The sequence below is a fragment of the Leeuwenhoekiella sp. CH_XMU1409-2 genome, assembly GCF_037029365.1.
Classification (GTDB): domain Bacteria; phylum Bacteroidota; class Bacteroidia; order Flavobacteriales; family Flavobacteriaceae; genus Leeuwenhoekiella; species Leeuwenhoekiella blandensis.
Genome location: NZ_JAYMEI010000006.1, coordinates 80,474 through 104,840, shown reverse-complemented (window position 1 = coordinate 104,840; position 24,367 = coordinate 80,474). Strand labels below are relative to the sequence as shown.

The 24,367-nt window shown below is 40.5% G+C and carries 19 protein-coding genes; 2 read left to right on the top strand and 17 right to left on the bottom strand.

The window, feature by feature from the left end; genetic code table 11:
- The first annotated feature begins 82 nt into the window (after window positions 1–82).
- Complete coding sequence (locus tag WA338_RS08360) at window positions 83–2,725, top strand: hypothetical protein (RefSeq protein WP_336092975.1); 2,643 nt, start codon at window positions 83–85, stop codon at window positions 2,723–2,725.
- Here WA338_RS08360 and WA338_RS08355 read toward each other — a convergent pair.
- From WA338_RS08355 to WA338_RS08290, 14 genes are all read right to left on the bottom strand, one after another.
- The gene (locus WA338_RS08355; protein WP_272985287.1) at window positions 2,722–3,624 is read right to left on the bottom strand and encodes an aldo/keto reductase; all 903 of its coding nucleotides are present in this window, start codon (window positions 3,622–3,624) and stop codon (window positions 2,722–2,724) included. The two genes, WA338_RS08360 and WA338_RS08355, sit on opposite strands and share 4 nt — an antisense overlap.
- Window positions 3,625–3,626: 2 nt before the next feature.
- Window positions 3,627–4,367 (bottom strand): sugar-binding protein, encoded by a 741-nt coding sequence (locus WA338_RS08350; RefSeq protein ID WP_336092972.1) that lies wholly within the window; start codon window positions 4,365–4,367, stop codon window positions 3,627–3,629.
- Window positions 4,364–5,527, bottom strand: coding sequence for an MFS transporter (locus WA338_RS08345; RefSeq protein ID WP_336092970.1), 1,164 nt, complete (start codon window positions 5,525–5,527; stop codon window positions 4,364–4,366). The genes WA338_RS08350 and WA338_RS08345 overlap by 4 nt, the downstream gene beginning before the upstream one ends.
- Before the next feature lie 9 nt (window positions 5,528–5,536).
- On the bottom strand, window positions 5,537–6,418 hold the full coding sequence (locus WA338_RS08340) for a hypothetical protein (RefSeq protein ID WP_336092968.1): 882 nt from the start codon (window positions 6,416–6,418) through the stop codon (window positions 5,537–5,539).
- Between the two features lie 165 nt (window positions 6,419–6,583).
- Window positions 6,584–8,392: an acyl-CoA dehydrogenase family protein gene (locus WA338_RS08335; RefSeq protein WP_272985281.1), complete on the bottom strand. Its 1,809-nt coding sequence runs from the start codon at window positions 8,390–8,392 to the stop codon at window positions 6,584–6,586.
- Window positions 8,393–8,498: 106 nt separating this feature from the next.
- Window positions 8,499–9,689 (bottom strand): acetyl-CoA C-acyltransferase, encoded by a 1,191-nt coding sequence (locus WA338_RS08330; protein ID WP_009779946.1) that lies wholly within the window; start codon window positions 9,687–9,689, stop codon window positions 8,499–8,501.
- 47 nt (window positions 9,690–9,736) lie between these two features.
- Window positions 9,737–10,093, bottom strand: a complete 357-nt coding sequence (locus tag WA338_RS08325) for a four helix bundle protein (protein ID WP_009779947.1) — start codon at window positions 10,091–10,093, stop codon at window positions 9,737–9,739.
- A 43-nt stretch (window positions 10,094–10,136) separates the two neighbouring features.
- Window positions 10,137–12,545: a 3-hydroxyacyl-CoA dehydrogenase/enoyl-CoA hydratase family protein gene (locus WA338_RS08320; RefSeq protein ID WP_272985278.1), complete on the bottom strand. Its 2,409-nt coding sequence runs from the start codon at window positions 12,543–12,545 to the stop codon at window positions 10,137–10,139.
- Entirely contained in the window at window positions 12,542–13,006 is a 465-nt protein-coding gene (locus WA338_RS08315) for a MarR family winged helix-turn-helix transcriptional regulator (protein ID WP_009779949.1), read from the bottom strand. Before WA338_RS08315 ends, WA338_RS08320 begins: the two co-directional genes overlap by 4 nt.
- 134 nt (window positions 13,007–13,140) lie before the next feature.
- On the bottom strand, window positions 13,141–14,910 hold the full coding sequence (locus WA338_RS08310; protein ID WP_273016213.1) for an AMP-dependent synthetase/ligase: 1,770 nt from the start codon (window positions 14,908–14,910) through the stop codon (window positions 13,141–13,143).
- Between the two features lie 241 nt (window positions 14,911–15,151).
- Window positions 15,152–16,000 (bottom strand): HAEPLYID family protein, encoded by an 849-nt coding sequence (locus WA338_RS08305; RefSeq protein WP_273016215.1) that lies wholly within the window; start codon window positions 15,998–16,000, stop codon window positions 15,152–15,154.
- 79 nt (window positions 16,001–16,079) lie between these two features.
- Entirely contained in the window at window positions 16,080–16,466 is a 387-nt protein-coding gene (locus WA338_RS08300) for a hypothetical protein (protein ID WP_273016217.1), read from the bottom strand.
- Window positions 16,467–16,480: 14 nt separating this feature from the next.
- A complete protein-coding gene (gene purL, locus WA338_RS08295; RefSeq protein ID WP_336092961.1) occupies window positions 16,481–20,137 on the bottom strand; it encodes a phosphoribosylformylglycinamidine synthase in 3,657 nt (1,218 codons plus the stop codon).
- 193 nt (window positions 20,138–20,330) lie between these two features.
- Entirely contained in the window at window positions 20,331–21,548 is a 1,218-nt protein-coding gene (locus tag WA338_RS08290; protein WP_273016221.1) for an RsmB/NOP family class I SAM-dependent RNA methyltransferase, read from the bottom strand.
- Window positions 21,549–21,625: 77 nt separating this feature from the next.
- Between WA338_RS08290 and WA338_RS08285 the strand changes: the two genes are divergently transcribed.
- Entirely contained in the window at window positions 21,626–22,675 is a 1,050-nt protein-coding gene (locus tag WA338_RS08285; protein ID WP_273016223.1) for a WD40/YVTN/BNR-like repeat-containing protein, read from the top strand.
- 71 nt (window positions 22,676–22,746) lie between these two features.
- Here the strand turns inward: WA338_RS08285 and WA338_RS08280 are convergent, their stop codons facing one another.
- The 3 genes from WA338_RS08280 to WA338_RS08270 are packed head-to-tail and all read right to left on the bottom strand — an operon-like array spanning window position 22,747 to window position 24,261.
- Complete coding sequence (locus WA338_RS08280; RefSeq protein WP_273016224.1) at window positions 22,747–23,193, bottom strand: sensor of ECF-type sigma factor; 447 nt, start codon at window positions 23,191–23,193, stop codon at window positions 22,747–22,749.
- 17 nt (window positions 23,194–23,210) lie between these two features.
- On the bottom strand, window positions 23,211–23,708 hold the full coding sequence (locus tag WA338_RS08275; RefSeq protein ID WP_009779960.1) for a hypothetical protein: 498 nt from the start codon (window positions 23,706–23,708) through the stop codon (window positions 23,211–23,213).
- Between the two features lie 31 nt (window positions 23,709–23,739).
- Window positions 23,740–24,261: an RNA polymerase sigma factor gene (locus WA338_RS08270; protein WP_273016226.1), complete on the bottom strand. Its 522-nt coding sequence runs from the start codon at window positions 24,259–24,261 to the stop codon at window positions 23,740–23,742.
- Window positions 24,262–24,367: the final 106 nt, after the last annotated feature.

Below are 24,367 nucleotides of genomic sequence, written 5' to 3'. Positions count from 1 at the left end.
TATGCCTACTATAAAAGTATCAAAGCGTTCCCAGATTAATTTTTTTATTAAGCTAAAATCGGGTCTTTGTGCTTTTATGTTCATGCTAATAAGTTCTGCGCTTAAAGCACAGAACGACATCGCAACTAAAGAGGCTCTGGCCGAAAAAGTATACCTACAAACAGACCGAAGTAATTATACTTTGGGTGAAACTATATGGTTTAAGGCGATTGTCGCACAGGCAAAAGATAATGTTCCTTCAGCGTTAAGTGGCGTTTTGCACGTAGAGTTGATAGACCCTTTTGAGACCGTTGTAGGTGAAAAACTGTTGGATTTAGAAACCGGAATTGCAAACAATTATTTTGATATTCAAAATTTCTACAGTCCGGGTACCTATCAATTGAGAGCTTACACGCAGTGGAATAAGAATTTTAAGTCTGACTTTATTTTTAAAAGTTACCTCAGCATAACAGAAGACAAAGCGCTGAATGATGTAGTTCAAAAAATAGATGCAGATGATCAGGACACCACGAGATTCCTGTTCAAGCCTGAGCTTATTGATAGTACCACCAGTTCTAAATTTGATTTAGAACTGGCTTATGACGACCGAGTAAAGAAGCAGGTCATTCGTAAAAACAGCTCCGGGTATTTTCTATTGGAACAAGATTTTCCTGAAGGTACAGCTTGGGTGCATATGAAGTTAATAACCGAATCAGGAAAAGAATGGAGCGAAAGCATTCCTTTGTCACAGCCGGCTATTGACATTCAGTTTTTACCAGAAGGAGGTAGCTTAATCGCCGGGATCAATAACCTAATAGGATTTAAGGCGATTAACGAGAAAGGAAAAGGCGTGGCAGTTACAGGGACTGTGTACGACGAGGCAAATAATGTCATTACCTCATTTAAAAGTAATAAACTGGGTATGGGGCGCATCTATATCTTTCCAAAACCTGAAGCAAGCTACAGAGTTGAACTGAAAGAGCCTCACGAGGATCTCAAGCTTAGTTATTCGTTTACAGATGTGGTAGAGAAGGGGAGTACACTTTCGGTCAATGAGGTCGGAAATAATCTAGCCGTGCTCATCAATTCAACTCAATTTGTAAATGATTCAGTGTATGTAGAAGTAAGCAGCAGGGGATTGATATTAGGTGAAATAGCTAGAAAGCTAAAGGCCGGAAAGCAGACTTTAATGTTTTCAAAAGAATCGCTACCTGCTGGAATTATTGTTTTTAGTCTTAAAGACCAAAATAAGAATCCCTTAGCCGAACGTTTGTTTTTTAATAATCTGGAAATAGAAGCGCTTCCAATCGACTTTAAGATGGCTAAGAGCTCTTATAAAACGGGTGAAGAAGCAAACCTTGAATTTTCTGCATCTGGAATAGCACAACTAGCCAGTGCGTCGGTAGTTGTAATTCCGAAAGAATTAGGCAATGATCAAAACATTTGGAACTATTTTATGCTCAGTTCAGAATTAAGTGGAACTATTGAAAAACCTTCGTTTTATTTTGAAGACACCGATCTTGTTAAACCAGATGAGCTTGATAATTTGCTATTGACTCAGGGTTGGCGAGGTTACGCGTTTAATACACCTATAGATGAAGAACAGATGAACGTTTTTCCTGAATTTGCACTGGGTGTTGAGGGAGCGGTCGCAGCCCTTTTTAATAAAGATAAAATGAAAGAAGGTGTTGATGTCAGCTTAATGGTTTTTGGTGAAGAGCAAAGTTTTTACACTCAAAAGACTGACAGTCTGGGAAGGTTTAATTTTCTTTTGCCTCCAATGGAAGGCAGACGGGTAAGGGCGGTGTTACAAACCAAAAATGATGCTGGTAAAAACCGAAATTATACGTTGAGTCTAGCCGAGTCAGACAAACCTAAAATACGATACGATCGAACTCAAGCTTTCTTCAAACAAAATAATTTACAATCTAAGGTTTTTCAGCAATCAGAAAGTGAGGGGGCGTCTGATTCTTTTTTTGATTATGATCCTGAAGTCAACCAGTTAGACGAAGTGGTGATCAGCAATTATGAACTTACGCCGCAACGTCAAAAAGTAATGGACACCTACGGTAAACCCGATGTTGTTATAGATGGCCGGGAGCTTGAAAGTAAAGAAAATGAATACAACCGTGGTTTGTATGGAGTGCTCTTGCAGTCTTTTGGTGATAAAATCAGTTTTCAAATGTATCAAGACAGCACCGGTGTTCGCTATCAAAAGGCAGTGGTAACCGGTGGTATGGAAACAATAGTGCTCGTCGACGGAATTCCGGTTTTGGATGATGCCTACCAGTTTTTGCCTAATCTACCGCCCAGTGAGGTGAAAAGCGTTGAAATTCTTGATGGAATCACTAAAAATTTTATGCCGCTCTATCGAAGGGTGTATCCGTTTAAAGATACGCGGTCGACCCCAATTCAGGGTTGCATTTTGGCCATATATACGTATAGTGGTAACGGGCTATATACCGCCACGAAGTCGAAGGGAATTTTGAAAACCTCAATTCCTGTATTTGCATCAACTAAAGAATTTTATATTCCAAAATATCAGCGTGAAGAGTCTGCCTTAGGTCCCGGAGATAACAGTGTAAGTCTTTATTGGAATCCTGATTTGAAGCTGAAAGACAAAGAGGTGATTAGTTTAAACGTTCAAAATAATGAAATCTCAGGAACCAAAACCATTCGTATCGAGATCATTGCTACAGACGGGAGAATAGGCTATAAGGATGTTGATTATGAAGTAAAAAACTAAGGCAAATCTTCACCTTTAGAAGCGATATAGATTTTATACCATTGCTCCAGACTTAACTCGATTTTAAGGGCATCAACAGCACTTTTAATTCGATTGATATGTTGTGATCCCACAATAGGCATAATGCCTGTAGGATGCTTTAAAAGCCACGCATACATCACCTGATCTATATCTGTATTCAATTCAGCAGCGATATTTTTTAATACGGCAGTTAAACGCTGATCTTTTTCCGTTTTTGGGTCGAAAATAGCTCCGCCCGCAAGTGGCGACCACGCCATCGGTTTGATCTTATGTTTTAAGAAATATTCGGTATTCTCATTCTCAAAATGCGCTAAACAACTGACAGAAATCTCAACCTGATTGGTGGCTAAAGGCATATCAAGATAACTTTGCAGGGTATCAAATTGTGCTGGACTAAAATTTGATACGCCAAAGTTGAGCACTTTACCGCTACTTTTAAGCTGATCAAAAGCCTTAGCAACTTCTTCCGGATTGAAAAAAGGAGCAGGGCGGTGAAGCAATAAAAGATCAAGACGATCTGTACCTAAGTTTTTAAGCGAAGTTTCGGCTTGTTTTATAATGTATTCGGTGCTGTAATCATAGATTTTAATGTCAAGCTCCGGATTGTAATCGGTAGCCATTTTGATTCCGCACTTGCTTATCAATTCCATCTTTTCGCGCAGCTCCGGTTTCAGCGCTAATGCACGGCCAAAATAGGCTTCACAGGTGTGATTTCCGTAGATATCTGCGTGATCAAAAGAGGTGATTCCCAATTCCAGAACTTGCTCAATGAGCTTTAAAAGTTGCTCATCGCTCAAATCCCAATCGCGCAAACGCCAGTATCCGTGAACGATGCGTGATAAGCTTAAGTTGTCATTAAGTGCTATTCTATTTTCCATAATTATTGAATCAATTTTAGGGTTTCAAAAAGTCCGGCATCCAGGTTTATACGTCCCTCATAATCTTCAGGAATCGCAACAGAACCAAGAATTGTGTTGGTTGCTTTGGCATCAACGTGTTCAAAAGCGAGCGCCAAGCCCATAAATTTTCCGGGTTTTAAAGATACAGCTTCATTAGGTTTGCTGGGCTGATATGCCGAATCAAAATTGGTTATTCTCAATTCCCAATATGCGGTAGTCCCATAATTTTTTAAAATGGAATAAACAGCGTGATGAGCAGTTCTCGGTTTTTTATTCTGATCTAGAAATACTGAAATGTTCGTTGGCGAAATTTGATATGCAAAAGCATTATAAGAATCTTCGTAGCTTCCGCCGCTGTTGTCTTCATCAACATAAACACTCAGGTGATCTTCGCTGTTGAAGTTCTCCATTGGATTGCCAAAATTAGACTGAAGTGCAATATGTTCTAACCGAAGCAACACATACAGAGCATCAGGTGTCCACGTGAGTTTATATTGAATTGATGAATTTTCCGAAGCTTTTCCGCTCCAAATATGATCCATTTGTTTCCATTCTAGAGATTGCCATGCGGGATCGTGAGCTTTACCGTCGACCTTAGGAGCGATGATCGCTTTTTGAACCGGAGTAAAAGCAGTTGCTGACTTTTGAAATAATGGCGGCGGGCCGTCATTTTTGCCACACGCTATAAAAATCAGAAAGAAACAGCAGGAAAGAATTCTCATAGTCTAGACCGGTACAAACTCAAAATTCCAAAGATAGGGCCCAGACTTAAAATCAAAAAGAGATAATCGATCTCAAAATGAATAACCCAATGCTTGAGTAGTTGAATGCTAATTACGGTAATCGCAAATCCTATGCAATTAACGAGCGTCAGTGCGGTCCCGCGGTATTCGGGTGGTGCGTTACGCGCGACCAATGTTGAAAATTGCGGACTATCAGCAACCACGGCAGCGCCCCATAGTAAAAGAAAGAAACTAAAAATCGCCGGTGGAAATTCAAAACTAAAAACAGAAACCAAACAGCAAATTCCTGAGATCAGGAGCGCGTAAAAGGCTACCTTTTTACTGCTTATTTTTTGAGTCAAAACGCCACCATAGGCACAGGAAATTGCACCGATCGCAATGGCAAAAAAGGACCAAAGCGAAGTGTTGAGATAGACTTGATGTTCTGCTTGATAATAGTTTATAAAAACAGGTAGAAATCCCCAAAAAGCGTATAACTCCCACATATGTCCCCAATATCCAAAAGCCGCCCTTCTGAATTTTTTAGTCTGAAAAATAAAGGGAATGGCGTTTATCGAAAGTTTTTGCTGTGCTTTTCGATACGGACCATCAGCAACCAAAAAGCCGATTAATAGTCCGCCAACAGCAGCTAAGCCCGAAGTGACCAATGTGATAATCTTATAATCTACTGAAACTTCAAAACTGTTCAAAAAGTGGGGGAGTGCTGTACCTAGGACCAAGGCGCCAACCAAAAATCCCAAAACTTTACCTAAACCTTTTTCAAAATAGTCTGCTGCGATTTTCATTCCAACGGGGTAAATTCCGGCCAAGAAAAATCCGGTGCTTAATCGCGAAATCAATAAAGTGCCGCTTTCTGCCTGAGGTAAGAGTAACGCCAGATTGGTAATCGCTCCCAAAATGGCACTTACCGCAAAAACTTTAGAAGGCGAGAAGCGGTCGGCAATCGCGAGTATCGCAAAGACAAGTGTTCCTAAGATGAACCCAATTTGCACTGCGGCAAGTAAATCTCCCAGAAGATCAGGATTACCCAACCGGGTAACAGGAAGTTGCGGAACCACAATATTGCCTACAAACCACAGCGTTGTTCCCAGAAATTGAGCGAGAACAATGAGAATAATAATTTGGGTTTGCTTAGGCACCTATTGAATTTAGTTTTCTACAGGTTCTGCCGCTACTGCGAGGTATTTTCCGTCAGGACTCACAGTCATTCTGGTGATATTTTTAAGACCATAGCTGTTTAAACTCGTGGCAAACGTCCAGGCCGGTTCTCCAAATAGATCATAGACAAAAAGACTATCGCCGCTACCTACGAGAATTCGGTTTTCATCGAGCCACGTATAATCTTGGCGACCTATGGGCATCTCACATACAAAATAGCTTGTAGGTTCGTCACCCGAAAAATCTAGCGTATACAGGTCCATATTTTGGGTTTCATTTTCTACCGTATAACTCATCGAGTTGCTATTGGGGACTTTTTGTAACGACCTACCGGAATTTGTAATGATGTTCTCAGAAGTTCCTTTTTCTGAATTTATAAGGAAGAGATCCATTTGATTTGGCTGTAAAACCGAAGCAATAAACGTGTGCTCATCGTAAAATGAAAAATAACCAACCTGACTGCTGTCTAAGAGTTTTTTGAAGGCTTTAGTCTTAAAGTTATATTGCGCCAAGCGCTGACGTCCCTCAGGATCTTGACGTACCGCAACGATTGTTTCAGAATTTGGAATGCGCTGCGGAGAGAAATAACCGCTATTCGGTTCGTTAGTGAAAATCGAATTTCTAGAAGTAGTTATGTCGTAAATACCAATAGCAGTGAGACTGTCTTGGGTACGGCTGTAGAGTAAAGTGTTCCCATCATAAAATGAAGGCTGATTATCATAACCTGCATTTTGAGAAATGTTTTTACCATTTACAATGTCAACAGTGGTGGGAGTTGTTTTGATCTCAAAAAGAAAAATCTCTGTGTTTTCTTGTGCTTGAAGTGAAAGGCTCATCACAAAGGCAAGCAGTATAAATCCTATTTTTTGCATAAACTAAGTTGAAGTTTTAAAGATACAATGTTTCTTACATCACAACCAAGGTAATCAAGATTTGAGCCATTGTTTATCTCATTCTCGTCAATCTAAAAAAAACAAACCCCAAAGCAAAGCTTTGGGGCTGAATTCAAATCAAAATGTAACTATTAGGGCAAAATTTTAAAACGGATAGGTATTCTCTTCCGTTACTTTTTCAGCGATGGTGTTGCGCAAAGCAACCACATTAGGCTGACTTTGATATTTGGTGAAACGCTTAAGACCCATAAGCATCATACGCTGCTCATCACCTTCAGCAAAAGACACAATGCCTTCTTTTGCTTTTTGGTTAATGGTATCTACAGCGTGATACAGATACAATTGTGCCATTGCGATTTGCTCTTTCTGAGTGTCTTCGCCAAAGCGTTTTACGTTCTTTTCGGTACGTAAGATGGCACTTTCTGCCATATAGATCTCAATCAAGATATCTGAAGCCGCCATCAACAATTGCTGATGCTCTTCCAATTCTGGTCCGTATTTCTGAATGGCGCTACCAGCTACCATCAAGAATACCTTTTTCAGTTTAGCGATCATCGCTTTTTCTTCAGAAAGTACTTCGGAATAATCTGGAGTATCAAAAGAAGGGATTCCGGTCAACTCATCGGCAACTGCCATCGCCGGATTCAACAAATCTACGTGACCTTTCATCGCTTTTTTAACGAGCATTCCCACCGCAAGCATACGGTTGATCTCATTGGTACCTTCATAAATACGCGAAATACGGGCATCTCTCCAGGCAGCTTCCATCGGTGCATCGGCACTGAAGCCCATACCACCATAGATCTGGATACCTTCATCGGCACAGTTTTGCATATCTTCTGAAGCGGCAACTTTAAGAATAGAACACTCGATCGCATATTCTTCAACACCTTTCAATTCGGCTTCCTGATGGCTGTTACCATCGGCCATTCTGATCGCGATTCGGTCCTCAATATTTTTAGCTGCACGGTAGGAAGCACTTTCGCACACGTAAGCATTTGTAGCCATTTCAGCCAATTTATACTTAATAGCACCAAATTTGGCGATAGGTGTTTTAAACTGAACACGCTCATTTGCATATTTTACGCCCATATCAATAATACGGCGTTGCGCGTCAAGACAGGCAGCAGCTAGCTTAATACGACCTACGTTAAGCGCATTCATCGCGATCTTAAAACCTTCGCCACGCCCTGCAAGCATATTTTCTACAGGAACCACGGTATCATTAAAAAATACCTGTCGTGTAGAAGAGGAGTGAATACCTAATTTCTTTTCTTCCTCACCAAGTGAAATTCCGTTGGAAGGGTCATTTTCAACAATAAAACCGGTGATGTTTTTATCATCTTCAATGCGGGCGAAAACAATAAACAGATTACAGAAACCGGCATTAGAGATCCACATCTTCTGACCGTTGATCTTATAGCTTTTCCCGTCTGCTGAAAGTTCTGCTTTGGTTTTACCACTGTTGGCGTCAGAACCTGCTCCCGGCTCGGTTAAGCAATAGGCGCCAAACCACTCTCCGGTAGCCAATTTAGGAACGTATTTTTTCTTTTGCTCTTCGGTACCATAAAGGGTGATTGGCATTGTACCAATACCGGTGTGCGCACCAAAGGCCGTCGCGATAGAACCCGTAGCTCCGGAAATATAGTCGCAAACAAGCATTGTTGAAACAAAGCCCATTCCCAGACCATCGTATTCATCAGGAACAGCGATACCAAGAAGACCGAGTTCACCCGCTTTACGCATCACTTCTTCGGTAAGCGCATAGTCTTTATGTTCAAAACGTTCTTTGTTAGGAACGATCTCACGGTCAACAAATTCTTTAACCGTTTCCTTCATCATTTTTTGCTCCTCATTAAAATCTTCGGGAGTAAAAACATCTTCACAAGCGGTTTCTTTCACTAAGAATTGCCCGCCACGTAGAATTTCTTTTTTATCTGCTGTTTCTGCCATTTTTTAAGATATAAGTATTGAGATTTTAGATTTTAGAAACCTTAGTCTCAAGTGTGTTTTTAAATTTTATTTAGATGTCTGATATCTCTGGTCTAGAGTCTCAAGTCTAATTGAGGAACTCATAAATCCCGGCTGCACCTTGACCGGTACCAACGCACATCGTCACAACGCCGTATTTATTTTTCATTTCGCGTTTGCGCATTTCATCAAAAAGCTGAACGGAAAGTTTAGCTCCCGTACAACCTAGCGGGTGACCTAAAGCGATTGCACCACCGTTGACGTTTACGATATCCGGATTGAGACCTAACTCTCTGATCACTGCTAAAGATTGCGACGCGAATGCTTCATTCAATTCGATTAGGTCGATATCTTTCTGCTGTAATCCGGCTTGTTTTAATGCCTTTGGAATGGCTTTAACCGGACCAATTCCCATAATGCGTGGTTCCACACCAACGGCAGCGAAATTCACCAGGCGAGCTATAGGCTCTAATTTTAATTCTTTAACCATTTCTTCGCTCATCACTAGTACGAATGCTGCACCGTCACTCATTTGTGAAGAGTTACCTGCGGTTACGCTTCCGCCTTCGGCGAAAACAGGACGTAGTTTCGCCAGAATTTCAAGCTTGGTATCTGCACGAGGACCTTCGTCTTTGCTAACCGTATAGGTTTTAGTTTCTTTCTTTCCGGCACCATTTACAAAAGTGTGTTCAACATCAATCGGAACGATTTGCTCTTTAAAACGATCTTCTTCCTGCGCTTTTAAGGCTTTCTGATGCGAGTTGTATGCAAACTCATCCTGATCTTCACGAGAAACATTAAATTGATTGGCAACCGCTTCTGCAGTAAGACCCATTCCCCAGTAATAATCTTCATTTCCGGCTTTTGCCACTTTATAATCAGGAACCGGTTTGTAACCACCCATCGGGATGTAACTCATACTTTCGGCACCCCCGGCGATAATACAATCAGCCATTCCTGCCTGAATTTTAGCCGAAGCCATAGCGATGGTTTCTATTCCTGAAGCGCAATAACGGTTCACCGTCACTCCCGGTACGTCTTCGATCTTTAATCCCATCAACGAGATCAATCGCCCTACGTTAAGGCCTTGCTCAGCTTCCGGCATCGCGTTACCTACCATCACGTCATCAATGCGCTTCTTGTCAAAATCAGGAAGCTCGTTCATCATGTAATCGATGGTTTCTGCGGCGAGTTCGTCTGGTCTCTTAAATCGGAACAAACCTCGCGGTGCTTTCCCTACGGCTGTTCTGTATGCTTTTACGATATATGCTGTTTTCATTTATTAGATTTTAGATTCTAGACTTGAGATATGAGATAATCTTTAGTCTATTTTGAAAATTTCTTTATTAGCGTATAATTCATCTTTTGAACCTCTTCCAATTCTTTTAAGATATTTGAAAGTTGTTCATCTTCAGATATAAGACCTAAGCGTTGTGCCAAAATAAGCTGTGTATACAGTTCATTAGAAGAGCCACTCGCAATTCCTAGGAAATTTTTAAACTCTCCATCTGTATTTCTTCCAGCTCCCTCGGCAATATTAGAAGGAATACTTACGGCACTTCTTCTAATTTGACTTGTCAAACCAAATTTTTCTTCCTTTGGAAATTCAGCCGAAATTAAATAGGTACTTTCTGCGATATCCATCGCTTTCTGCCAAATCTTAAGTTCTTGAAAATTATGCATAGGATTTATTTTAGTCTATGGTCTTGTATCTAAAGTCTCTAGTCTAATTTCTCAAAGGTTTCCCTTTCTTGATCATATGCTCCAGACGCTCTAGAGTCTTACGCTCCCCGCAAAGGCTTAAGAAAGCTTCGCGTTCAAGATCTAGCAAGTAACGCTCACTTACATAAGAAGCTTCAGATAAATCACCACCAGCCATTACATAAGCCAGTTTATTAGCGATCTTTTGATCGTGATCACTTATGTATTTACCTGCGTTCATTTGATCGGTTCCTACTAAGAAAGCACCCAAAGCCTGTTTACCTAAGACTTTAATGTCGGTACGTTCAATAGGTTTGGTGTAGCCTTGATCTGCCATAAACTTCGCTACTTCTTTAGCTGCAGCGATCTGGCGATCTTTATTGACCACGACAATATCTTTGCCCGGTTTTAAAATCCCTAAGTCATAGGCTTCATATGCAGAAGTCGAAACTTTTGCCATACCAATCGTTAGGAAATATTCCCGTAGTCGGTTTAACTCGACGTCATCTTTTTTATAGGTTTCTGCAGCTCTTAAAGTCATTTCTTTAGAACCACCACCGCCGGGAATTACCCCAACACCAAATTCTACCAAACCAATATAACTTTCTGCAGCAGCCACAACGCGGTCTGCGTGCAAAGTCATCTCGCAACCACCACCTAAGGTCATCGCTTGTGGAGCAACCACGGTAGGAATAGAAGAGTAGCGCAAGCGCATACAGCTATCCTGAAAGTATTTTACGGCGGCGTTCAGTTCATCATATTCCTGCTCCACAGCCATCATAAAGATCATCCCGATATTTGCTCCAACGGAGAAATTCTTTCCTTGGTTGGCAACAACGAGTCCGGCGAAATCTTTCTCAGCAATATCAATAGCTCGATTTAAACCGCTCAAAACATCACCACCAATAGAATTCATTTTAGAACGAAATTCAACATTTAGGATGCCATCGCCGAGGTCTTCAACGACAACGCCGCTGTTTTTAAACACCTCTTTAGATTCTCGAATGTTATCGAGAATGATAAAGCCATCCTGACCTGGTTTTTTCACATATTCTTTCTTCGGGATATCGTAGTAGAAGGTATTTCCTTCTTTTACAGTGTAGAACGAATTTTTACCGGAAGAAATCATTTCTGAAACCCAACCGGCTACTTCATAACCTTCGGCTTTCATCAATTCGATTCCTTTCTCAACTCCAACGGCATCCCAAATTTGAAACGGACCGTGCTCCCAGCCGTAACCGGCACGCATCGCGTCATCAATCTTGTATAGTTCATCGGTGATCTCAGGAATACGATTTTGCACGTAAGCGAATAAGCCTGCGAAATTTTTTCGGAAGAATTCTCCGGCTTTATCTTTTCCTTTTACTAGAACCGGAAAACGATCAGCTACATTAGCAATAGACTTGGTCATCTCAAGTGTACTGAAAGATGCGCGTTTGTTGGCTCTATATTCCATAGAATTCAAGTCTAGCGTTAGAATCTCGCTAGAGCCGTCCTCTTTTTTAATTTTCTTATAAAATCCTTGTCCGGTTTTGCTTCCTAACCATTTATTCTCGTGCATCGTATTGATGTAGTTAGGTAGCGAAAACAACTCGGCACGCTCATCGTTTTCTACATTCTCACGAATACCATTTGCTACGTGAACCAAGGTGTCAAGTCCTACAACATCCACAGTACGGAAAGTAGCCGATTTTGGACGCCCAATTACCGGTCCGGTTAATTTATCAACTTCTTCAACGGTCATCCCGAGTTCTTCCACAGTGTGGAAAAGACTCATAATACTATACGTACCAACGCGGTTACCGATGAACGCCGGAGTATCTTTTGCTACAACAGATGTTTTTCCGAGGAATTTTTCGCCGTAGGCATTCAAGAATGCTAAAACTTCTTTGTCGGTTTTCGGTCCCGGAATGATCTCAAAAAGATCTAAGTAACGCGCTGGATTGAAGAAATGCGTTCCGCAGAAATGTTTTTGAAAATCATCGCTTCGGCCTTCACTCATAAACTTGATCGGAATTCCCGAAGTATTTGAGGTGATCAGCGTTCCCGGAGTACGGTGTTTATCAAGTTTTTCAAAAACCTGCTTTTTAATATCTAAACGCTCGATCACCACTTCGATGATCCAGTCATAGTCTTTTACTTTAGCGATATCATCTTCCATATTTCCGGTAGTGATGCGCTTTGCAAAATCTTTGTGGTAAATAGGAGAGGGCTTAGATTTTAACGCATTTTGCAGGTGATCGTTTACCAGCCTGTTGCGTACCGCTTTGTCATCAAGTGTTAAACCTTTTGCTTTCTCTTTGTCGTTAAGTTCGCGAGGAACAATGTCGAGCAACAGTACTTCAACTCCTATGTTTGCAAAATGGCAAGCGATACCGCTTCCCATAATACCAGAGCCAATTACTGCAACTTTATTTATACGTCTTTTACTCATTGTTTTATAGTAGTTTCAGAAGTGTTATAAATCTTTTTATTCTGTATTAGATCATTGATCACGTGAATCACTTCAAAAAAGTGATCTACTTTTTCTGCATCAATGTTAGCGCGTACCGCTTCGTTAAATTTTAATACACGGTCTTTACTGAAGTCTCTGTTCTCCTTTCCAAATTCCGTCAGGAAAATCAACACGCCGCGTCCGTCAGCCGGATTGGGTTTGCGTTCTATAAGTCCGCGTTCTTCCATCGATTTTAAGGTTCTTGAAAGGCTTGTAGCTTCCATACCCATGCGAGGACCCAAAGCTGTAGAAGGCGTTCCTTCTTCGGGGTCTATGCTCAATAAAGCAAATCCTGTAGCCATCGTACTGTCTAATTTTGCAGCTTGCTCATTATACATTTTAATGATGGCTTGCCAGGTAGCTCTAAGAGCGTGATCTATTGTAATATCTTTTTTACTCATACGTTTGCGTAAATTTAAAAAATATTACTATGCACGCATAATAAATTAAGGAAAATTTATAAGATTATTATCTCAGCTGTAAGAAGATGAACATATTCATAAAAAAACTCCTTATTTCTAAGGAGTTTGATAGATTATTTATGCTCGTAAATCTTGTTGTAAAGATCAAGATACTTTTCTTTTACGATACGTCGCTTGAGTTTCATAGTAGGGGTGAGGTGGCCGGCTTCTATGCTCCATTCGTCTGGAGTGAGCTCAAATCTCTTTACACGTTCCCATTTACCAAACTTCTCGTTGTGAAGATCAACATCCTCTTGAATACGATTCTTCACTTCCTCGTTAGAAGCGATTTCTTGAGGTGTGCTGCCTACATTAATATTTTTGAGTTTTGCCCATTCGGTTACAAATTCAAAATTAGGCTGAATTAAAGCTGCCGGCATTTTTTCGCCTTCACCTACCACCATTATGTGTTCGATAAAGCGAGACTGCTTCATCATATTTTCGATGATTTGAGGTGCTACATATTTACCGCCACTGGTCTTGAACATTTCCTTTTTACGGTCGGTAATCTTGAGGAAACCTTCGCTATCGATCTCACCGATATCTCCCGTGTGAAAATAACCGTTCTCTAAAACTTCGTCTGTTTTTTCCTGGTCTTTATAATAACCGATCATTACCTGCGGACCTTTAATAAGAATCTCACCATCTTCAGCGATTTTGACTTCAGTCTCCGGAATCGGCCTTCCCACGGTTCCTATTTTGAATCCGTGATCACGCATATCGTTTACTGAAATTACCGGTGAAGTTTCGGTAAGACCGTAGCCTTCCATCACCCCAATATTTGCAGCATTGAATACACGTGCGAGACGCGGCTGCAAAGCAGCACTACCCGAAGCGATCACTTTTAGATTTCCGCCTAAAGCTTCTTGCCATTTACTGAAAATAAGTTTACGGGCAATTCCCAGTTTTTTCTCATACCACCAGCCATTTTGACCATAAGGTTCATATTCTAATCCGGTTTCTACAGCCCAGAAAAAGAGTTTCTTTTTAATCCCGGTTAAGTCTGCACCTTTTGCAATGATCTTATCATATACTTTTTCCAATAAACGTGGAACAGCGGTCATTACTTCGGGCTGAACCTCCTTTAAGTTTTCACTTATGGTATCTAAGCTTTCAGCGAAATAAATAGAAACTCCGGTATACTGATAGAGATACATCAACATACGCTCATAGATATGACACACCGGCAAGAAACTCAACGCTTTACTCTGTCCTAGAATAATAGGAAAACGCGATGCACTATTAACTGCGTTAGACACCACATTTTTGTGGCTCAACATTACGCCTTTAGGTCTTCCGGTGGTTCCGGATGTATAAATTAAGGTTGCAAGATCGTCTTCTTTAACCGCGTCTTTTAATTTTTCAACTTCAGATTGAAGAGTTTTGTCTTCTTCTTTTACCTCTTCCCAGCTCTTACATCCGTTGATAGCATCAAAACTGTACACCTCTTTAAGTGTGGGCACATTTGCCTTTATTGCATTGACCTTGGTAAGTACTTCTTCGTCAGAAACAAAGCAATAAATAGACTCACTATGGTTAAGTACATACTCATATTCTTCTTCCGAAATCGTTGGATATATGGGAACATTTTGAGCACCTAATTGCAGGATACCGATATCCATGATGTTCCATTCTGTACGATTAGTCGAAGAGATCACGGCGATTTTATCATTAGGTTTGACGCCTAATTTTAATAAGCCTCGACTTATAGCATTGGCTTGATCGAGGTAGGATTGTGTAGTAGTTGCTACCCATTTACCATCATATTTAGTGACCAGCGCTTCCTTCAAATTATACTGCTCAAGCTGGTGATAGGGGAAGTCAAAAAGACGTTTAATTTCCATAGTTATGAAATAGGTTTTCTTACAAGTGTGATTTTAGGTAATGAGGTCTTTACAAAAATACGATACAAGTTCTTGATTCTGCTCTTTAAGTAGCCCTCTGAGGTATTTGATTACTGCAAAATAGCGAATTTGTAGACTTTTTTCTACGATTTTAGAAAAATTTACAACGTTGTATTAGTAAAAATAAAAAAGCACAGATTTTTTAGGTCTGTGCTTTTATCATAGAACATTACAGAATTCTTTAACTCCCCGGCTCGTAAATTAAGCGTAAAAACGAACTGAAGCGTTCGGTCTCGCGGTTAATAGGAATGCCGGTTACAATACCTATTAAAAGGTTGTCTGCAACGTCAAGTCGCAATTGTGGTCTTATGGTCATATCGAAATCACCTTGATTGAATTCTTTATTAAATTCAAGACCAATGAAATTACGGGTACCGGGAATCATATAATGCAGGTTGCTGTTGATCTGCCAACTGGTGTGAATGGCTCCGTCACTAAAGTGATGCGCAATTGCAGGACCTGTATAGATCAAACTATGAAAATTAGATCCCAATCGCTTAGCCGCAATGAAGAACGGATTGTAGATATTTCCGGTAAACAATTTTCCTGAACCATAGTTGCTAAAATTTGTAAGTTCAAATTCCTGAATGTACCCAAACGCCATACTGGTTTTGTACTTTTCAGAAACCCAAAAAGTATATTGACCAGCGATCTTGATACTGTTTAATCGGTTTCCGGGTGCATCGCCATTATCTCCTACAGGATAATGCAACGAGAAGGGTAATTCTACTTCTAAACCCAATCGGTCTGCGGGCGCCCATTCATATTCTACAAGCGCAAGATATTCATCGTATTGATCATTATCGGTAAGGCCTAGACCAATATTCCATTCTTTTTCTCCTTTGCGAGCGCCCAGATCTCGAATGAGGTCGATATAAAGCGGTTCAGCATGTAAGATTTTTAAGGGTTCTTTGCTTTCTTCAACTTCAGCAATATATAAGCTGTCTGTAATAGCTTTGGGCTCTGTTTCTTGAGCATAGGAAAAGTGGGTGAGCACTGCCAAAAGCAGCACTAATTGTAATCGTTTCATTTTAATTTGTTTAATGAGTGTATTGAATGTAAGGATGCACCTCAGATACTGAGGTGTTCAACAATGCGGTATAAACAACTTAAAATTTGGGTGGGGGAGCGTCAACCTCCAATGATAAATTTCGGAAGTTTGCTAAGGCAAAAAGCGTATTTTGTTTTTTTAAAAGACTGAAATTTTGCTGAAATGCAATTGCTGATTCGTCAACGATAAAGTGATCCAGATTGACTGAAGTTTTAGAAGAGGTATGGTCTTCAGTATCATTATCATCATACTCAGGAATGACATTTCCAAGATCTAAAACCTGTTCTACAACCAACTCAATAACACTCTCCTGATCGTTAATATTGAGGTTTTCTGGTTGATTAGGAAACAGGTCTGGACTGTCTACACAGATATTGAGCATATAGAGCGCAATAAGCCCCCAAAATATGCGAATACCAGTATGTTTACGGCTCAGACCTGTCATTTAATTAGTTGGGTTTACTGCTTCTCAATCCACTTGCGGGCATTTTCAAAAGCTTCGATCCACGGACTTACTTCATCTTTGCGACCTTTTGGATAGTTTGCCCAGTTCCATTGAAAAATAGAGCGCTCAATGTGCGGCATTGTTACCAAATGACGTCCGGTTTTATCGGTCATCATTGCGGTGTTATAGCTACTTCCGTTAGGATTCGCCGGGTAAGCATTGTAACCATATTTAGCCACAATGTTGTATTCTTTTTCGCTAAGCGGAAGTTCAAATTTTCCTTCTCCGTGAGAGATCCAAACACCAAGAGTAGCACCTTCTAACGTAGAAAGCATTACCGAATCGTTTTTCTGAATCTTCACGCTGGTGAAGCCACTTTCGTGTTTGTGCGAATCATTATGCAGCATTTTTGGCTTTTCGTTGTGTTCCGGGTTGATCAGGTCTAATTCAACAAAAAGCTGACAACCGTTACAGATCCCTACCGAAAGCGTATCAGGGCGTGTAAAGAAATCTTTTAATGCCTTGTTGGCTTTCTCATTGTATAAGAATGCTCCGGCCCAACCTTTTGCAGAACCTAAAACATCTGAGTTAGAGAAACCACCCACAGCACCAATAAACTGAATATCTTCAAGCGTTTCACGACCGGTGATCAAATCGGTCATATGCACATCTTTGACATCAAAACCTGCGAGGTACATCGCATTGGCCATTTCGCGTTCTGAGTTACTTCCCTTTTCACGTAAAATAGCAGCCTTTGGTCTTGGTTTAGAAGCATCAATTGTTGGCTTGATTCCGGTGAATTGTTTCGGGAATTCAAACTTCAAATCTTGCTGATCAAAATTGTTGTAACGATCTTCTGCCAAACCGTTAGCCGTTTGTTTCTGATCTAATAAATAAGAAGTTTCAAACCATTTTCTGCGTAATGACGGAATATTCAAACCAATTTCTACTGAATCTTTCTTGATCAATAATTCGTCTGAAGTATTAGTCGATCCAATTTTGAAGAATTCCACGTTATTATCAGTCAAGGCGGCTTCAAAAGCAGCATCATCAGTTGCCTGAACGACTACACCGGCATTTTCAGCAAATAAGATCTTTATGATATCTAGTTCAGCAAATGAAGAAAAATCAACTGAAGCTCCCAGTTTATTTTCAGCAAAACACAATTCTAAAAGTGTCGTGATCAATCCGCCCGAAGCCACATCGTGACCGGCCGCAACAAGATCTTGTCTAATTAGGCTTTGTAAGGTATTGAAAGCGGTAGCAAAAGCAGCATCGTCTTTAATGCTTGGAGCTTCCATTCCCACTTTATTCTGAATTTGGGCAAACGAAGAACCTCCCAATTTAAAGTTGTCTTGAGATAAATTGAGGTAGTAGATCGATCCTGCTTCAGCATCCAGAACAGGTTCAACCACGCGGTTGATATCATCACAGCTTCCTGCCGCAGAAATGATAACTGTTCCCGGCGCAAGCACATCACCTTCAGGATATTTTTGCTTCATTGATAAGGAATCTTTTCCGGTAGGAACATTGATTCCTAAAGCAATCGCAAATTCTGAAACAGCTTCAACCGCCTCATACAAACGCGCATCTTCACCTGCATTATTACACGGCCACATCCAGTTTGCAGAAAGTGAAACCGATTTTAAACCTTTTTCCAGCGGCGCCCACACAATGTTGGTAAGCGCTTCTGCGATACTGTTTTTACTTCCGGCAACGGGATCAATCAATCCGCTAACGGGAGAATGCCCAATTGAAGTAGCAATTCCGTTTGAAGATTTAAAATCAAGTGCCATCACACCTACGTTATTCAGCGGAAGTTGTAGCGAACCAACACATTGTTGTTTTGCCACACGACCACCTACACAACGGTCAACTTTATTGGTCAACCAGTCTTTACAAGCAACCGCTTCAAGTTGTAATACGTTCTCTAAATACTCGTGGAAGTTTTCTAAAGAATACGAAACATCGCTGTAAATACGGTGAATTTTTGAATCAACCATGACCGTTTTTGGCGAACTGCCAAACATATCGTTCATCGCCAAATCCATTGGTGCAGCACCGGTAGTAGCAGACTTGAACGTGAAACGATGATCGCCGGTAACGTCACCCACTTCATACATTGGTGAGCGCTCGCGATCTGCGATGGTTTTTAAAGTTTTAATTTGTTCGGCACCTATAACGAGACCCATACGTTCTTGCGATTCGTTACCGATTATTTCCTTAGCCGAAAGGGTAGGATCACCCACTGGCAATTTATCAAGATCGATCAATCCGCCGGTTTCTTCAACCAATTCAGAAAGACAGTTTAAGTGACCACCGGCACCGTGATCGTGAATAGAAACGATAGTATTCTCATCGCTTTCTACCATTCCGCGGATGGCGTTGGCCGCACGTTTTTGCATTTCAGGATTAGAACGTTGGATTGCATTCAACTCAATTCCTGAGCTAAATGCACCCGTATCTGCCGAAGATACAGCTGCACCGCCCATACCAATACGGTAGTTGTCCCCACCAAGAATTACAATTTTATCTCCTGTTTCCGGTTTTTCTTTTAAGGCTTGTTGTTTCTTGCCGTAGCCAATTCCACCGGCTTGCATAATCACTTTGTCAAAACCGAGTTTTCTTCCGGCTTCATCGTGCTCAAAAGTAAGTACCGAACCTGCGATAAGTGGTTGGCCAAATTTGTTTCCAAAATCTGAAGCTCCATTTGAGGCTTTGATCAAAATATCAATGGGCGTCTGGTATAACCATTTGCGCGCCGGCATTGCATCTTCCCAAGGACGTTCTTCCCTAAGGCGAGAATAGGCAGTCATATAAACAGCTGTCCCTGCCAGCGGAAGCGAACCTTGACCACCCGCCAGACGGTCGCGTATTTCACCACCGGCACCAGTTGCAGCACCGTTAAAAGGCTCAACGGTGGTAGGGAAGTTGTGGGTTTCCGCTTTAAGCGAAAGCACACTGTCAAATTCTTTTTCGGTATAAAAATCAGGTTTATCTGCGGTTGCAGGAGCGAACTGTGTCGCTTTAGGACCCTTTACAAAAGCCACATTGTCTTTGTAAGCCGAAACAATTTCGTTAGGATTTTCTTCGGAAGTTTTACGAATCATCTTGAATAGGGAAGAGGGCATCGTTTTCCCGTCGATCACAAAGGTTCCGTTGAAGATCTTATGGCGGCAATGCTCAGAATTCACCTGACTGAAACCAAACACTTCAGAGTCGGTAAGCGGGCGGCCTATGCGTTCTGCAACACTTTCCAGATAAGCGACTTCTTCTTCGCTTAAGGCTAAACCTTCCTGCTCATTATAGGCTTGAATATCTTCAATAGCCTTAATATCTTCGGGCTCGATGTCGATGGTATAAACTTCCTGATCGAGCTTGCTGTATTCCTGAGAAAGCATCGGATCAAATTCGGCCTTTCCGGCAACAAATTCTTCAATTCTAATAATGCCTTCAATTCCCATATTTTGGGTGATCTCAACAGCATTGGTACTCCAGGGTGTGATCATCGTCGCACGCGGACCAATAAAAAAAGCGTCGATTGCAGACGCTTCTATTTTAGGCTGGTTGCCAAAAAGCCAGATGAGCTTGTTTATAGTTTCTTCTGAAAGTTCAGCTTTAGCTTGAACTGCGTAAATTTTGGTGTCTTGTGAACCGAAAAAATGAATCATAGTGCTTTTACTAAGGAGCCACAAATTTAAGGATTTTTAACGGTTAGAAACACGCTTGGATTGAAACAAAATTCAACAGAAAAATGACAGTTTTTGTTGATAACTGAAAAATGAACCTTCTCCATAACTACAAAAAAGAAAAGCCTTAAAAGTTGAAACATTTAAGGCTTTAAAATGCTATTGTTTTCAGTAGCTAGGCTTTGTCTTTTTTAACCATAAGACACATATAAAAGCCGTCATAACCACTTTCGCTAGATAAAACAGTTTTCTGCTTTTCAATACTAAAATCGCTTCCTTCTTCGGTTTTCAGGAACTTTTTAATCTGTTCTTGATTTTCTGAAGGTAGAATAGAACAGGTAGCGTAAACCATTTTTCCGCCGGGCTTCACGATTTTTGAATAGTCTTTTAAAATGCTTTGCTGCGTTGCCTGAATTTTTTCTACAAAATCCGGTTGCAGTTTCCATTTGGCGTCCGGATTACGGCTTAAAACACCAAGTCCCGTACACGGCGCATCAATAAGCACACGGTCTGCAGAATTGTGAAGCTTCTTAATAACTTTAGTTGAATCGATCACACGGGTTTCAATATTAAAAGCTCCTGCACGACGCGCACGACGCTTGAGCTCTTTTAGCTTATTTCCGTAGATATCCAGAGCGATCAACTGCCCTTTGTTATCCATTTGAGCAGCAAGATGCAGGGTTTTACCACCAGCACCTGCGCAAGTATCTACCACACGCATTCCCGGCTCGACGTCAAGATATGGAGCCACCAATTGAGAAGAAGCATCCTGTACTTCAAAAAGTCCGTTTTTAAAGGCTTCGGTTGTAAATACATTGCCGCGTTCTTGTAGTTGAAGTGCGTCTTTATAAGGTTTAATATTTTCGGTCTCGTGACCTTCTTCAGCTAAAGCTGTTTGCAATGCGCCGATATCAGATTTTAAACGGTTTACACGTAAAACTACCGGTGCTTGCTTGTTTAACGCAGCGAGTTCTGCATCCCACTTATCACCAAGTTCTTGCTGACCCAACTCGTCTAACCAATCTGGAATAGATTCTCTAAACTTTCTGGTGTTTGATAGTTCGTCAAAACGACCTTTGATTCTGCGGGTAGGTGTTTCTTCAAACTGCGGCCAGTCTGGTAGTTTGATTCCGCGTAGCGTACACCAAACAGCAAACAGGCGCCATAGGTCTTTACGCTCAAAGGGTTCTTTAACATCAGCAATTTCAGCATATAGTCTTTTCCAGCGTACAATATCGTACGTAGTTTCTGCAATAAAGCTGCGGTCACGAGAACCCCAGCGTTTGTCGCGCTTCAGTTGTTTAGCGATCACTTTATCAGCATAGCCGCCTTCATTAAAAATTTCGATTAAGCCATCAATAACAGCAAAAACCAGATTGCGATGTAAACGCATAACAAATGTTTTTAAAATGCGCGCAAAGGTACAGGATTAAAAAGGAATAGTTTTAAATTAGAGAAAATTTTAAATGTATGAGATATTTAGTGGTAGTGCTGCTCAGTTTATTGGTTTTGAGTTGCAAAAATCCTGAAGAGCCTAAAAAGTTGAATGCGATACAATCTGTTGAAATAGAATCTATTTATGAAGATTCGGTAAGTGTTAGAGCGCTCGAAATTCTTGATGACGGAAGCGTAGCCTTTGCTGGTTCTAACGGTAAATATGGTTTGTACAATCCTTCTTCTAAAGTTTGGAATACGGCCGTGATGAAACGCGATAGTCTTACGCCAAACTTTAGAGCTGTAGCGCATACCGCTGAAGATTTCTTTATGCTGAGTATAGAAAGTCCGGCATTGTTGTATAAAACAGGAGATTCTGGCGCAATGGAGTTGGTGTATGAAGAAGCAGATCCTAAAGCTTTTTACGACGCTATGACGTTCTGGAACGATCAAGAGGGGATAGCTATGGGAGATCCTACCGAAAGCTGTATCTCAATTATTATCACTCGAGATGGAGGTAAAACGTGGACTAAAGTTTCTTGCGATAATTTACCTGAAGCAGCAGAAGGGGAGGCCGCGTTTGCAGCGAGTAATACTAATATTGCTGTATACGGGAATAACGCGTGGATCATCACCGGCGGAATGAAATCTAGAGTTTTACACACAGGTGATAAAGGGAAAACCTGGGAGGTTTTCGAAACACCTTTAAATCAAGGAACACCAACAAGCGGTGGATATTCAATTGATTTCTATGATGAAAATTTAGGTGTGATCATTGGTGGGGATTATACAAATGCTGAAGGTAACGAAGCCAATAAAGCAATCACGCACGATGGAGGGAAGACCTGGGAATTACTTGCAGACAAAGCAGCACCGGGCTACCGTAGTTGCACTCAGTTTATTCCAGATACCGAAGGCAAAGAATTATTGGCTGTAGGCTTTAAAGGAATTGATTACAGCAGGGATCAGGGAGCTACCTGGAAAAATCTAAGTAGCGAAGGCTTTTTTACCGTTCGATTCTTAAATGACTCTACTGCTTACGCTGCTGGAAATGGAAGCATCGCACGACTGACTTTTAAACGATAATTCGTAAAAAAAAAGCGATTCTGTTATAGAATCGCTTTTTCAACTTTTAACGCTAATTAAAAAGCTTAACCTTAATTTTTATCTCTGCGTTTCTTGTATTCTTCCCATAATTTTCTTCCAAACTTACGTTCGGCTTCAGGGAGAAACACCATTTTAGAAGCAGGAAGTTTCTGAGTAAGATCTATCATTAATTTAGTTTCTAACTCATATCTGCTTTTCTCGATGTCTTGATACTCTGCCATCAATTTTTTTGCTTGAGCATCAGAAATGCTCTTTTTAGAACCAGATTCAGAGAATTTCTCGTCGAATAATTTACGCTCTCTAGAACGTAAATCACTCATTTTTGAGTCATATACATTGTATATGGGCCAAAACTTTTCAGCTTCTGCAGGAGTAAGATTTAATTCTTCAGTCAAGAATGGAACTTTAAGTGCTTTAATATGCTCGTGTCTGTCCTTTTTTTGAGCACTTATGGAAAGGCTCGAACAAAGAACAAGTAAGATTAAAAATCGTTTCATAGTTTTTCTATAAAAAATTACTGACCGTCAAGCGTATTCTGAATGATATCCTGATCTACATATTCATAGATCAAGTCTTCGCTCACGCTTTGATCATCAAAAATTGAGGTGTTGTCTTGAATTGTGCTAAGCTCTTCAGCAGAAAAATAATCTTGTATTCGATCTTCTTCTTCAAAGTAGCTTTCAAGACTGGTAATACTAAGTGAGTCAAACTGCATTTCTTTTTCTATAGGATTTACCACATAGAAAAGAACGAGTAGCACAGCAGCAATTGCCGCGACACTTGATAGTATTGTTTTAAAATTATAGCGAACAAGTTTTCCTTGTGGTTTATTTTGATCAAGAATTGCTTGCTCAACGTGACTGAAATAATGTTCAGGAACCAGAAACCCATCATTGTTATTAGGAAAAAGCTTCTGAAATTTTAGCTCAATAAGCAGACGCTCCTCAAACGACTCAAAATAGCCGAGAGGTACATTAAACTGCTTGTTTTTATTTTCGTTTTCGCTTTTCATTATATTTTAGACGTTTAAGGTCATAAAAGGTTTAATGCGCTGTGACGTATTCTGTTATCTTTTTTACTGCGTGATGGTAACTTGCTTTTAATGCACCTTCAGAGGTATCTAAAATTTCTGAAATTTCATTGTATTGCAGTTCATCAAAGTATTTCATCACAAATACCTGCTTTTGCTTTGCCGGAAGTGTATCTATAGCTTTTTGTAACGTAAGCTGCGCTTCATCACCATTAAAGTAAGGGTCACTCGTCAAGTTGGCCACTAGGCTTTCTTTAAGCTCTTCACTACCTATCTGGGTCGTTCGTTTTCTTTTTTTGATAAATGTTAGACTTTCGTTTGTCGCTATGCGGTATAGCCAGGTGTAAATTTGGCTTTCTCCATTAAAGTTATGCAGGTTCTTGTAAACCTTTATAAACGTGTTTTGTAAGACATCATCAGCATCATCATGAGAGATGACCATACGTCGTATGTGCCAATACAAACGTTCTTTGTATTGAGATACCAAATCTTCAAATTTTAAAGGTTGCAATGTATGTGCTTCTAGATGATTCAATGCAGATTTTTAAATGCTTACTTTACTTCTGACTGCAAATCTGCTAAATGGTTTAATTACTTAAAGTATAAAATATAGTTAAAGAAATAATTAAAGTGAAATGCAG